Genomic DNA, 13,391 nt, shown 5'->3' with positions numbered 1-13,391 from the left:
GATATTTGAAAAGGTTGTTTTATGTATTATAATAATGATGTGTCTCTCTGTAGCAATTTAGATAAATTGATTAAACCTAGTTCAGTTAAGGTAATATCAGATGATTCAAGTGAAAAAAGTGATATAGTGCTAGAACCGTTGGAAAGTGGTTTTGCTTTAACATTAGGTAATGCATTAAGACGTGTAATCTTATCTTCTCTTAAAGGTAGTGCTGTTTATGGAATAAAAATTGAAGGTGTAACTCATGAGTTTACTTCAATTCAAGGGGTGAGAGAAGATGTAACTGATATAGTGTTAAATATGGGCATGTTGAGGTGTAAATTAAATGGTGCTTCTAATAAATGCTTAAATTTAAACGCTAAAGGGCCTTGCCAGGTATTAGCTGGGATGATAGAAACTGATGATCAATGCTCTATTGTTAATAAAGATTTGTTAATATGTACGCTGGGGCAAAATGTGGAGCTTAACATGACCATATATGTGGCTAGCGGAAAAGGTTATCTTCCTGTAACTAAATATAAAGAAAATGAACTTTTGAAGCTTATAAGTGAACAGGATTTAATTGGTTTTATTCCAGTTAATGCTTTGTATAGCCCTGTCAACAGGGTTTCGTACAGGGTAGAGAACAGTCGTGTTGGCCAAGTGACTGATAAGGATAAGCTGATATTGTCAATTGAAACTGATGGTACAATTTCTCCGAATCAAGCTGTTGACTCTGCTGCAAGAATATTACAGGAGCAACTTCAGCCCTTTATTAGTTCTGATGTAAGTTATAAAAAATCGCAGGTTTCTTCGTCTAGTGGTGCTAAAGATTTGGGTTATGACCCTGTCTTATTGCGTAAGGTAGATGAAATGGAATTATCTGTCAGGTCTCATAACTGTCTGAAAAACGAAAACATCACTTATATAGGTGATCTTGTGCAAAAGACAGAAGGTGAAATGTTAAGAACTGCTAATTTTGGCAGAAAGTCTTTGAATGAGATTAAGGCAGTTTTGACTAATTTTGGCTTGTCTTTGGGTATGAATGTGCTAAACTGGCCACCTAAGGATATAGATGAGTTGGCTAAACAACATACTGATGAAGATTAGGTGATATATGAAACATGGAATAAAAAAACGTAAACTATCTCGTTGCACTGAACATAGATTATCGACGTTAAAGAATCTATCTATCTCATTAATTAACCATGAGCAGATTGTAACTACTTTACCAAAAGCTAAGGAACTTCGTCCATATGTCGAAAAGTTTATTACAATTGCTAAGAATAAGAATACTTTACATGGTAGAAGACTTTTGCTTTCACGCCTTCATAATAGTAAGTTAGCAGTTGATAAGTTATTAAACGTCTTAGCCAGCCGTTATCAAGATCGTAAAGGTGGGTATTCTAGAATGATAAAATTTAGCACTCGAAAGGGTGATTGCGCTTCAATGGCAGTGATAGAACTGGTTGATAGGGATATTGCAGCAAGAGGTAAGGTTTATAGTAAAAATAAAGAAGGAGGCAAAGTAGTTACACAAAGTTAAATGTTATCATAATTGTTCTTCTTGTGGTAAGTAGGTTACGCTACTTTGTAGGTTACTTTGGCGAGTTATTAGTTTTAGTATATTTAAAACTGAAATGGTATAATGTTATAAAACGCCGTTACCGTTGTAAGTTCGGTGAAATTGACTTAATTGTATCTAAAAAAAAGGAGCTGATTTTTATAGAAGTTAAAACAAGTTTGCTTGGAAAAGAAATACCGATATCTCATCTTCAATGTCAGTCTATTATAAATTCTTCTAAGTATTTCTTAAGTAAAAACCTTAGTTTTTTAGATTATTCAGTCAGATATGATTTATATTTTCTTTCCTTAAAGAGAAGACCTGTTTATATAAAAAATGCTTGGATTGAAGAATGAAAGATTTGTAACTGAATTAATTTAGATTTACTGGATTTAATATGAAAAAGGCCCAATACAATAATTTAGTTTCATCTTACGCTAGAGTGCTGTTTCATGTCTCAGGAAGCAGGTTAGGTATTATAAGGAAAGAAGTAGAATTTTTGTTGGCTTTTTTTAAGGATCAACGTGATGTTTTTGTGTACCTATCTCATCCTATGATTTCTTTTGCACACAAAAAAGAAGTGATGCTTTCTATAAATGAGCACTTGAGTGAGAATTTAGTAAAATTTATTATGGTTATATTTGCAAATAAACGCTCTAGTTTATTGATCCTTATATTAGAAAAATTCTTAAGTCTTGCAAGAGAAAATGAAAATGAATTCGAAATTACTATAAAGTCAGCAGAAACTTTAAAGGAATCTGATATAAAAATAATTACTGAATCTTTGAGCTTTCTTGGTAAAATAATAAAAGTAAGCAATGTGGTTAACCCTTCTATAGTAGGTGGCTTCGTAGTTAGGTATGGTTTTAATTTGATCGATGCTTCGCTAAAAAGTTACTTGGATAGGTTAGTTGACTTAAGTAAAATGGAAATATTAAAAGTAAGGAATTTTGTATGAAGAACAGTATGAATGTTTCTGAGATAGCAAGTGTAATAAGGGAAAAAGTTGAGACGTTTGATAATCCTATAAAGCGGGAAAATATAGGTGAAGTAATTTCAGTAACAGATGGTATTGCATTGGTTTATGGACTGGAAAAAGCAAAATTCGGTGAAAAGGTATTTTTTGCAAGCGGTGTAGAAGGAATAGTTCTTGATTTAGATCATGATATGGCTGGAATAGTTGTGCTTGGTAGTGACCGTGATGTGAAAGAAGGGGACGTTGTAAAATGTAGTGGTGATGTTGTGCAGGTGCCTGTAGGGCATGAATTGTTAGGGAGAGTTGTAAATGCGTTGGGCCATCCTATGGACGACGGTGGGGAAATTAGAGCCAAAAACAGAATGGATATAGAATCTAAAGCGCCAGGCATTATTGATCGTAAGTCTGTGCATGAGCCACTGCAAACAGGAATTAAAATTATAGATTTGCTAATTCCAATAGGTAGAGGGCAGCGTGAATTAATTATTGGTGATAGACAAATTGGTAAAACTACTATTGCGCTTGATACTATTATCAATCAGAAGAAGATTAACGATGAGGTAAACGAAAATCAAAAAGTTTACTGTGTTTATGTTGCTATTGGGCAAAAAATTTCAACAGTAGCAAAAGTGGTAAATAAGCTGAAAGAAAGCGGAGCATTAGAGTATACAACTGTAGTTGTGGCTAGTGCATCTGACTGCGCGCCTATGCAATTTTTAGCACCTTATGCTGGTTGCACTATTGGGGAATTTTTCCGTGACAATGGAATGCATTGTTTGATTATATATGATGATTTATCTAAGCATGCTGTGGCATATAGGCAGATGTCTTTATTGCTCAGACGTCCTCCTGGTCGTGAAGCTTACCCTGGAGATATATTCTATGTACATTCTCGCTTGCTTGAAAGAGCTGCTAAAATGTCTGATAAAAAAGGGCAGGGTTCTTTAACTGCTTTGCCAATTGTCGAAACTCAAGCTGGTGATGTATCTGCATATGTGCCAACAAATGTTATTTCAATCACCGATGGGCAGATCTTTCTTGAGTCTGAATTATTTTATAAAGGATTTCGACCTGCAGTAAATATAGGTTTGTCAGTTTCACGGGTTGGTTCTGCTGCACAACTAAAGTCTGTGAAGAAAGTTGCTGGTTCTATAAAGCTAAGCTTAGCTCAGTATAGAGAATTAGAAGATTTTGCAAAATTTGGTTCTGATCTTGATGCTAGTGTTCAATTATCCTTGAATAAGGGTAAATATCTTGTCGAGTTATTAAAGCAAAAACAACATTTACCTATGTCAATAGAAGAGCAAGTAGTGCTGATGTATATTTTTTCTAACCTATATAATCAGTTAAGTAAAGTACAAATAAGTTACATTAATAAATTTGAACATGATCTTATTAATTATTTTCATACTGTACACCCTGGGGTTTTAAAAAAGTTGTCAAATGACATGAGTGATGATATAAAAGGTGATATTTTTAACATTGTGAGTAATTTCGTTACTCAATTTAATTGCGTTTAGGTGGTGATTATGGCTTCATCCATTATTAATAAATTTCCTATGACGAGGGAAGGTTTTGAGAATATGCAAGCCGAACTTGAAAAATTAAAGGAAGAAAAACCTTCTGTGATACAGGCTATTTCTGATGCTCGTGATCAAGGTGATTTGTCTGAAAACGCAGAGTATCATGCAGCACGGGAAAGGTTAGGTTTTATTGAAGGCCGTATAATGGAGATAGAAAGTAAGCTCTCACATGCGGAAGTAATAGAAGTAAAAAATTTGTCTGGTGATTCAGTAATGTTTGGTGCAACTGTGACATTAAGCATGTTAAGTGATAATAACGGTGAAGTGGAATATGTTTATAAGGTTGTAGGCGAATATGAAGCTGATGTTTCAAAGCAGTTAATATCTACTAGTTCACCACTTGGGAGTGCCTTAATCGGCAAAAAAGTCGGTGAATATGTGGAAGTGACAGTGCCAAATGGAGAGAAATTGTATAAAATAGTTAAGATTGAATTTAAGTAAATTATTATGGTACAGGCCACTTATGCTTCAATGAGTCTACCAGGTATTTCTTCTGTGGAAGATGTATTAGAGGATGCTCGTTCCGGTAAATTATTCATTTTAGTTGATGATGAAAATAGAGAAAATGAAGGCGATTTGATTGTCTTAGCTGAGAAAATAAAGCCGGAACATATGGCTTTTATGGTTAGGTACGGTACAGGGGTTGTTTGCTTAGCAATGACTAAATTTCACATGAAAAGGTTGGGCCTTAATTTCATGGAAAAGAAAAATATTGGTGAAAATCATACCGCATTTACTACATCAATTGATGCACGTTATGGCATTACAACCGGTATTTCAGCAGAGGATAGAACGAAAACTATACATGCTGCTATCAACAAGGATGGTACTCAGGATGACATCATAACTCCAGGTCATGTTTTTCCTGTAATTGCACATAAAGGTGGGGTGGTACAACGTGCTGGTCATACTGAAGCGAGTGTTGAAATGGCGAAGTTAGTAGGGTTTGATCATTCAGCAGTTATTTGTGAATTAGTGAATGATGATGGCTCTATGATGCGCTTACCTCAGTTACTTAAATTTGCTGAACAACATAAAATTAAGTTAACTACCATCGACAAACTTATCAGTTACGTTAAAAATTTAAACTAGCGTTTATAAATTTGTATAATTTAAGTGTTAAAATATAGAATTCCTATAAATTATACAAGCACAGAATTTTCATGTTTAGAGTTGCTAAGTTTTTGACCTTATTGTTCTTTTTTGCATATTATAATAATGCTTACTCTATTAACATTATTAGAGATAGTGAAGTGGAAGCAATAGTGAAAGAGCTAGCGCAACCTTTATTTTCTGCTGCGGATATTGATCATGAGCAAATAAAAGTTTTTATAATTAATGACAATTCGATTAATGCTTTTGTAATTAATAATAACAGTATTTTCATTCATTTAGGACTTTTACAATATTCGGCTAAACCTTATGTCCTGCTTGGTATATTAGCACATGAGATTGCTCACATATCTGCTGGTCATATATTGCAAATGAGTAGTGCTATGGGTTATTTTCAATCGATAGCAATGATTAGTTATATGGTAGGATTAGTTTCTAGTATTATCATTAACCCTCAGGTTGCTGGTGCAATTTTGCTTAGTGGTGTAGCGTTTAGTTCAAGGCTATTTTTTAACTATTCTCAAGAGCAAGAAAGTGTAGCAGATAGCTATGCTTTAAGGTATCTTGATGAATCTGGCTATGATAATTCAGGTATGAAAGAGATTTTTGATTATTTTAAAAGTATTGAGCATGAGAACACCGAGGAATATTTCCGCACTCACCCACTTAGTGAGAAACGTATATTTGCTGTACAGAATTATAAGGTCAAAAACAACGTAAAACCAATTTTTGCGGATAAGTTACTAAAGTTTGAGCGTGTGGTTGCAAAGCTAGACTCTTTCTTTGCTCCTATTCATGTGTTATCTAATAAATATGAAGATAATTCTGAGTATGTAAATGCTATAGTTTGCTATAGGCAAGGAAAGATAGAAGAGGCTATTGCTAAAGTTAACTCATTGATTCAAGAGTCACACAGTGATCCATACCTATATGAATTAAAAGCAGAAATGCTATACAAGGCCGGAAATTTAAGTGAAGCAATAAAAATGTATGAGGAATCGCTTAGGTATTTATCTGAGAAAAACAGTTATTTAGTGAAACTTGCATTATCTCATACTTTATTATTACACGGTGATGCAAAAAAGGCGATTTTTTACCTGGAGCAGATTTTGAATGTAGAACCAAATAACGCTTTTGTCTGGAAATATTTAAGCATTGCATATAAATGTGAAGCTGATACGGCAATGCATTATTTTGCCTTGACAAAAAAGGCTTGTATTGAAGGTGATTTAAAGCAATTTACAAAATATGCTGAGCTAGCTGTTAAAACTCTACCAAAAGATAGCCCTTATTTGTTGCAAGTTGAAGATATGAAGCGGTTTAACGGATAACAAAAAAGCATTTCTGCACTTTTTGGATTATTTTTGTCCACACTTTTCCAACATAGTTTTTGCTTCATCGCTTACGTTGGGCATAATTTTCGTTATGATAGTTTTAGCGCCAAAAAATACACCACAGAACATGCCAAGAGCAAAGAGGGCTGGCCACGGCATCCTGCCAAATATTGCAAGCAAAGCTGCACCAATTATTACTACCGTCATAAGTGGACCGCCTATCCCCCAAACATAACCAATAATATTGCATATTACTTTAGTTGTGTCATCCATATCAGGGTCAGCTGCATAACCTGAGAAAGAGAAAAGCAATACTACGCAAAAAACACTAAAAAATTCCATTATAGAGCTCATTTTTTTGCCTCTAAATAATAAATTAACGTAAACCTAAACCTACACATATTTTTATTTTAAAGTAAAAATTATAATTTGTCCATACATAAGTGTTGCTACATAAATAACCCACCATTAATGTTAAGCACATGCCCTGTTATATATTTTGCTTCATCACTTGCTAAAAATAAGACCCCTGCTGCTATTTCTTCCCCTGTTCCCATTCTTTTCATTGGAATATTATCTAATATTTTTCCCTTTTGCACTTCATTTAAAACTTCAGTCATTTTAGTATCTATAAACCCAGGAGCAATACAATTTACTGTTATATTACGACTTGCAACTTCTTTTGCTATAGATTTGCTCATAGCTATTATTCCAGCTTTAGACGCTGCATAATTTGCTTGCCCGGCGTTTCCTGTTAGCCCTATTATTGAGGAAATATTTATAATTCTTCCCCAATTATTCTTAATTAGTTTCCTGCATGCTTCTCTACTAAGCTTAAATGTAGAACTCAAGTTAATATCAATTACTTTTTGCCATGTTTCATCTGTCATTCTCAATAATAAACTGTCTTGCGTAATGCCCGCGTTGCATACAAGCCCGTCAAAGCCTTCCATCAACTCACTTGCTCTGTTTACTAGTTGATTTACTTCCTCAGCATTTGATAAATCACAAGGGAGTACGTGCATATTTTTTTCATATTGTTTAGCAACTTCTTCGAGCACTTCTTTTTTTGTGCCAGAAATACATAAAGTTGCTCCGGCTTTGTGCATAATTTTTACAATTGCTTGCCCTATTCCGCCTGATGCGCCAGTAATCAGGAACTTTCTGCTTTCCAATTTAAGCATAATAACTTTATATTATCTTAATTCCTAACAGAATATTGACTGGTTGGCAATAGATTTCTTACATAATATAAGTAACTCAGATATTCACAAAATAAAGAAAAAGTTATAATAAAGTTAAACGTCAAAAAATTTTAAAAACATAGTTGCAGGAATTGTTACTAAATAGTTTATTCTGGTGCTCTACAGTCTAAATGGAATGCTTAAATTATAGATTCTTTGTTTTTGTGTGTTATCTTGAGTTAACACAAATTCACAGTAGTATTATGATCAGTAAGTTAAAAAAGCTTAGCACTGGATTTTCTTTGACAGGCTTGATTGGCCATAGTGATAATATAAATATGCAAGGAGCAAAAAATAAAAAGAAGAAGTACCCAAAATTTTTGGATAAGACGTTCGCATTGATTGATGCGATGATAAATTTTATTTTAAAACGCGAAAGTAATAACGTAAATGAAGTTCTGAGAGTAACATGGGGACCACTATTTTTTGGTCTAGTAGTAATACTTATCTTTTTTGGGATAGGTGGTATTTGGTCGGCTATAGCTCCAATTGACGGTGCGGTGCATGCAAGTGGAGAAGTTATTGTATCTTCAAATAGAAAAATAGTTCAACACTTGGGCGGAGGAATAATAAGCAAAATTTTAGTAAAAGAGGGTCAAGCAGTTAAAAAAGATGAGCCTCTAGTTTTGTTGAGTGATGTTAACGAGAAGGCGAATTTAAGTATCATCAAAGAGAAGCTCTTATCATTTTTAGCAACAGAAGCAAGGCTTCTTGCAATCAGAGTAGATTTGGACACGCTCGAGTTTCCTGATGAGGTTAAAAAATTATCTCACGATGAACTTGTAAATAAAGCGATAAAGAATCAAGTAAAGTTGTTCAACTCTCAGAGAAAGAGCATATTGGGAAAAACAGACATACTGCAACAACGTATAAAGCAGTTAAATGATGAATTAGCGGGGCTAAACTTTCAACTAAATGCAGCTCATAAGCAATATGACTTGATAACTGAGGAGTTGGAAACAAAAAGACAATTACTTGATAGTGGCCATATAAGCAAACCACACATTTTAGCTTTAGAAAAGCAGTTTGCTGAAATTGAAGGCAGAGTTGGACATTACCGTTCTGCAATATCTCAAGTGCAGCAAAAAATTGGAGAGAACGAATTAGAAATTATAAACGTGAGAAATGATTCTCAAGAAAGAGCAAACGCTGAACTTAAGGAAGTTAGTACGTCTATTGCAGACTTGAAAGAGAGACTGATGGTTGCTGAAGATTCATTAGCACGTACAATAATTAAATCGCCTCAAGGTGGGATAGTCACAGATATAAGATACCATACTGAAGGTGGTGTTATACAATCTGGAGTTCCGATCATGAGCGTAGTGCCATCGGATGATGACCTAATAATAGATGCTAAAATTCAGACCAGAAACATAGAAGAGATACTGTCAGCACAAAAGAAAGATAGCAACATAGTCTCTATTGATGGGCTAGAAGGGCTAAAGGTTAAAGTTCGTTTAAGTGCTTACAGTGCACGTCGTTTAAGTTTAATTAATGGTATAGTAAGCAATATTTCTCCCGATGCCCTTGATGATCCAAGGCTAGGGCGTTATTATTCAGTACGTGTAGTGATATCAAAACCAGAGCTTGCTCAGTTTAAAAACGTATACCTATACCCTGGTATGCCAGCAGAAGTGTACATAGTTACTCAATCTCGTACTCTTTTATCATTCTTGTTTACGCCTATAATTGCAACAGTCGATAGGTCTTTTATAGAAAGGTAGCTCACTCGTTAAAGTAGTAGTGAAAGTGCCGTAATAAATTTAGGTACATAATTAGACAATAGGCTTCTTGCATCATCTCCCAAGCCACAATTGTTATTCAGTAGAAACGAAAAACTTCCTTGACAAACTCGGCCAGCCCCCTTATCATGGAACTGAAGCTATTTATTTATCTTCGCAATCTGTGCAGGTTAATGACAAAAAACTTAGGGTATTTGGCGTCTCATGTTTGATTTTTTGCACTATGTGCATCGCATGTCTTTAAAAATTTTTAGGTTTTTACCTATATAAGCCGAAACGCGCTGTTTAAGACAGCAAAAAACGTCAAATTGACAAGGGAGAATTTGAATGCTAGCTACTACGGGGTTTCTTTGCCTTTTTTCCTGCTTAGTAAATTTCTTAAACACTTGCGATGTAGGTTAGTTGCAAGTTAAAAGCAGCTAAATCGCTCTTAATCAAGCGTTTTAGAATAAAAAAAACGCCGATATTTTAGTACATAGTAAATAGCCAACTACCACGGGGCTTCTTTTGCCTTTTTTTTATTTGGTAGATTTCTTAATGTTTATGGCTAAACGACAATCGTCATCCCGCTACTTGTTAGCGGGATCTAGAGATACCGCGAATGAATCGCGGTATGACGGTTCGTGGCGGTATGACGATAAGGTTTATACCTTGTCATCCCAGTGCTTGACACTGGGATCCAGTTTTCCATGTAATCTCATCGAAAATGTTGTAACCACTTTCTGTGCTAGTTTGCTTGCTTACAAGCAAACTTTCCTGGATCCCAGTGTCAAGCACTGGGATGACACCATCATAAAGGAATCAGTGTCAGCTACTTTCATGACACCATTCTTTTTTCTGGGTCCAAGTAGTCAGGGCACTGGGATGACACCCTGACAACCGTCATCCAGCTACGTGTTAGCGGGATCTATGCTTTGAGATACTGCGAATGAATCGCGGTATGACGGTTAAGTAAGGGATCTATGCTAAGAGATGCCAAAGACCTTCATGAAACTTTGCCCATTTGGCTTCTCTAAAGATTTCGTTTACAGAATCTAGTAACTCAGCTATGCAGAATGAAAAAAGTTTGTATGGTATATAAATAGTGTGTTTTTTTTGTAATTATTTTCTATAATACGCAAAGCTTTGGTTCAGTAAATGCTACCATAGGCATTAAAAGTTAATTAACAAACTGCAATGTATAATGAAATAAAGACACTTGCAAGACTTTGATCTTGCAAATCATAAACTTTAATAGTGTCTGTTACTGCTTTTAGGTGTGAGGCTAGAGGGTTATTAGCAGTAACAGACACTATTAAACTTATTATAGAATTTACTTAAAGTAAATACTTAATTTAAAATATTATAATATTTTTACTTACAATAGATTTATGTAAATGCTTTTTTCCTCAAATTAGTATTGTAATATTATACTTGTTGAATGCTAAAAAATTATTAACCATCACTAATCTCTATTTGCATAGTAAGTTTATATATACTATTATACAGTATATCACTTAGTTTTATAGCAAACAAACAAAAGATATGGTGAAGTTATTTGCACTATTGATAATATTTTACTCAAATATATCTGTTGCCTCTGCTCCTACTTCCTGGCAATTTGGATTTCCTGCTCCTGCAACTGAAGTAATGGAGGCTGTAGTTAGGTCACATTCGTTTGTGATGCTTGTGATGGTTGCAATAATGCTCTTTGTGTGGGCGCTGCTTGCTTATGTAGTATTTCGCTTTCGTAAAAGCAAAGTGGCAAACGTAAGCCAAACTAATCACAATGTTCTTTTAGAAATTGTTTGGTTTGTTATACCAACGATTATTGTTGGAATATTAGCCTTTGAAAACGCTAAATTACTGAAGCTACAGGAAGAAATACCGAAAGCTGATATAACACTAAAAGTTATTGGCCATCAATGGTATTGGAGCTACCAATATCCAGAATATCAAGGTGTGTCATTTGATAGTTATATTAAGGGAAAAGAAGACTTTATCGAAGGAGATTTAAAGCTATTCTCTGTTGATAACAACATCATTTTACCCGTTAATACTAACGTTCGTTTACAAGTTACAGCAGGAGATGTGATACACAGTTGGGGAGTACCGGCTTTCGGTGTAAAAATTGATGCGATACCAGGTAGGCTGAATGAGGCGTGGTTTAATATCAAAAAGCCTGGTGTTTATTATGGGCAGTGCTACGAATTGTGTGGTCAAGGCCATGGATTTATGCCAATTGTTGTTGAAGCAGTAAGCAAAGAAGATTTTAATAAGTGGATTGAAAATAGAAAATTAGTGAGTTAAATTTGGAGTATAGATATGAGTGACGCACCAAAGGGCATAAAGCGTTGGTTGTTTTCCACCAACCATAAAGACATAGGGACACTGTACATTATTTTTTCCATATTAGCTGGAATTATTGGTGGATTATTATCGGTGATTATTCGCACTCAGCTAATGCACATTAATATACTTAACAATAACTATCAATTATATAACGTAATGGTTACAGGGCATGCGTTGATAATGGTGTTTTTTATGATAATGCCAGCCCTCATGGGAGGATTTGGTAACTGGTTTGTACCTCTCATGATTGGCGCACCAGATATGGCATTTCCTCGTATGAATAATTTAAGTTTTTGGTTGTTAGTGTCATCTTTTATTTTGCTCATTCTCTCAGTGTTTATTGGTGAAGGTCCAGGTACAGGTTGGACTTTATATCCACCTTTATCACAGGTAATGTCCCATCCAAGTGCAGGAGTTGACCTTGCTATACTTGCACTCCACGTTGCTGGTATGTCGTCAATTGTTGGGGCGATCAACTTTATAGTTACTATATTTAACATGCGCACAAAAGGAATGTCATTAACTAAGATGCCACTGTTTGTTTGGTCTGTCTTGCTAACAGCATTTATGTTGATTGTTGCCTTACCAGTGCTTGCCGGTGCTATAACTATGCTTCTTACTGATCGCAATGTTGGTACTTCCTTTTTTGATCCTGCAGGTGGTGGTGACCCTGTGTTATTTCAACATTTATTTTGGTTTTTTGGTCATCCAGAAGTTTACGTAATTATTTTTCCTGCATTTGGCATCATAAGTCAGGTTGTATCAACTTTTTCTCACAGACCTGTATTTGGTTACATAGGGATGGTTTATGCAATGATAGGTATAGCAGTATTTGGCTTTATGGTTTGGGCTCATCATATGTTCACTGTTGGGCTTAGTGCTGACGCTGCTGCATTTTTTAGCACTACCACAATTTTTATCGGTGTTATAACTGGTGTAAAAGTCTTTAGCTGGATTGCAACTATGTGGGGTGGAGCAATTGAGTTTAAGACCCCTATGCTATTTGCACTAGGTTTTATTTTTATGTTTGTTGGCGGTGGCATAACGGGAATAATTCTTTCTCATGGTGGAATAGATAAGCTCCTGCACGACACCTATTATGTTGTTGCTCACTTCCATTATGTCATGTCACTTGCTGCATTATTTGGAGCTTTTGCTGGCTTTTATTATTGGATTGGTAAAATGTCGGGTAAACAATATAATGAGCGCTTAGGTCAAATCCACTTTTGGCTTACTTTTATTAGCACCAATATCACTTTTTTACCTCAACATTTCTTAGGATTAGCTGGTATGCCAAGGCGTATACCTGATTATCCTGATGCGTTTATCCCTTGGAATTATATATCCTCAATTGGTTCGTATATGTCCTTTGTTTCAGTTATGTTTTTTGTGTTTATAGTTATACATCTTTTTAAATGGGGCAAGAAAGCTGGAGATAATCCTTGGGAAGGTGACACCTTGGAATGGACGGTATCTTCACCACCGCCTTTTCATACTTTCGAAAAACCACCAGTGGTAAAATAGA

13 protein-coding genes are annotated in these 13,391 nt (G+C 35.0%); 11 read left to right on the top strand and 2 right to left on the bottom strand.

The features are described from left to right. Positions 1-21: 21 nt before the first annotated feature. The 8 genes from OOK85_RS04335 (at position 22) to OOK85_RS04300 (ending at position 6,546) form a co-directional block, all read left to right on the top strand. Positions 22-1,089, top strand: a complete 1,068-nt coding sequence (locus OOK85_RS04335) for a DNA-directed RNA polymerase subunit alpha (RefSeq protein WP_264702344.1) — start codon at positions 22-24, stop codon at positions 1,087-1,089. 7 nt (positions 1,090-1,096) lie between these two features. Beyond that, on the top strand, positions 1,097-1,525 hold the full coding sequence (gene rplQ, locus OOK85_RS04330) for a 50S ribosomal protein L17 (RefSeq protein WP_264702342.1): 429 nt from the start codon (positions 1,097-1,099) through the stop codon (positions 1,523-1,525). A 23-nt stretch (positions 1,526-1,548) separates the two neighbouring features. Beyond that, positions 1,549-1,899, top strand: a complete 351-nt coding sequence (locus OOK85_RS04325; RefSeq protein ID WP_012673177.1) for a YraN family protein — start codon at positions 1,549-1,551, stop codon at positions 1,897-1,899. Positions 1,900-1,940: 41 nt separating this feature from the next. Further along, positions 1,941-2,501 (top strand): ATP synthase F1 subunit delta, encoded by a 561-nt coding sequence (atpH, locus tag OOK85_RS04320; protein ID WP_264702339.1) that lies wholly within the window; start codon positions 1,941-1,943, stop codon positions 2,499-2,501. Beyond that, positions 2,498-4,039, top strand: coding sequence for a F0F1 ATP synthase subunit alpha (gene atpA, locus OOK85_RS04315; protein WP_264702337.1), 1,542 nt, complete (start codon positions 2,498-2,500; stop codon positions 4,037-4,039). The genes atpH and atpA overlap by 4 nt, the downstream gene beginning before the upstream one ends. A 9-nt stretch (positions 4,040-4,048) precedes the next feature. Further along, positions 4,049-4,543: a transcription elongation factor GreA gene (greA, locus tag OOK85_RS04310; RefSeq protein ID WP_007549342.1), complete on the top strand. Its 495-nt coding sequence runs from the start codon at positions 4,049-4,051 to the stop codon at positions 4,541-4,543. A gap of 6 nt (positions 4,544-4,549) precedes the next feature. Continuing rightward, positions 4,550-5,194, top strand: a complete 645-nt coding sequence (gene ribB, locus OOK85_RS04305; protein WP_264702335.1) for a 3,4-dihydroxy-2-butanone-4-phosphate synthase — start codon at positions 4,550-4,552, stop codon at positions 5,192-5,194. A gap of 71 nt (positions 5,195-5,265) precedes the next feature. Continuing rightward, positions 5,266-6,546 carry a M48 family metalloprotease gene (locus OOK85_RS04300; RefSeq protein WP_264702333.1) on the top strand — a complete coding sequence of 427 codons (1,281 nt, stop codon included), beginning with the start codon at positions 5,266-5,268 and terminating at the stop codon, positions 6,544-6,546. A 27-nt stretch (positions 6,547-6,573) separates the two neighbouring features. On the opposite strand, the gene OOK85_RS04295 is transcribed toward OOK85_RS04300, so the two are convergent. Both OOK85_RS04295 and fabG read right to left on the bottom strand, forming a co-directional pair. Then, on the bottom strand, positions 6,574-6,903 hold the full coding sequence (locus OOK85_RS04295) for a TrbC/VirB2 family protein (protein ID WP_155968336.1): 330 nt from the start codon (positions 6,901-6,903) through the stop codon (positions 6,574-6,576). A gap of 95 nt (positions 6,904-6,998) precedes the next feature. After that, positions 6,999-7,733 carry a 3-oxoacyl-[acyl-carrier-protein] reductase gene (fabG, locus tag OOK85_RS04290; protein WP_264702330.1) on the bottom strand — a complete coding sequence of 245 codons (735 nt, stop codon included), beginning with the start codon at positions 7,731-7,733 and terminating at the stop codon, positions 6,999-7,001. A gap of 263 nt (positions 7,734-7,996) precedes the next feature. Between fabG and OOK85_RS04285 the strand changes: the two genes are divergently transcribed. From OOK85_RS04285 to ctaD, 3 genes are all read left to right on the top strand, one after another. After that, positions 7,997-9,517: an HlyD family type I secretion periplasmic adaptor subunit gene (locus OOK85_RS04285; protein ID WP_264702328.1), complete on the top strand. Its 1,521-nt coding sequence runs from the start codon at positions 7,997-7,999 to the stop codon at positions 9,515-9,517. A gap of 1,542 nt (positions 9,518-11,059) precedes the next feature. Then, complete coding sequence (coxB, locus tag OOK85_RS04280; RefSeq protein WP_182365661.1) at positions 11,060-11,824, top strand: cytochrome c oxidase subunit II; 765 nt, start codon at positions 11,060-11,062, stop codon at positions 11,822-11,824. 15 nt (positions 11,825-11,839) lie between these two features. Beyond that, positions 11,840-13,390, top strand: a complete 1,551-nt coding sequence (ctaD, locus tag OOK85_RS04275; RefSeq protein ID WP_264702323.1) for a cytochrome c oxidase subunit I — start codon at positions 11,840-11,842, stop codon at positions 13,388-13,390. The last annotated feature ends 1 nt before the right edge of the window (position 13,391 follow it).

This window comes from Wolbachia endosymbiont (group A) of Volucella inflata, assembly GCF_947250665.1.
GTDB classification, from domain to species: domain Bacteria; phylum Pseudomonadota; class Alphaproteobacteria; order Rickettsiales; family Anaplasmataceae; genus Wolbachia; species Wolbachia pipientis.
The sequence above is the reverse complement of the archived record's forward strand: the minus strand, read 5'-3'. Positions and strand labels throughout refer to the sequence as shown.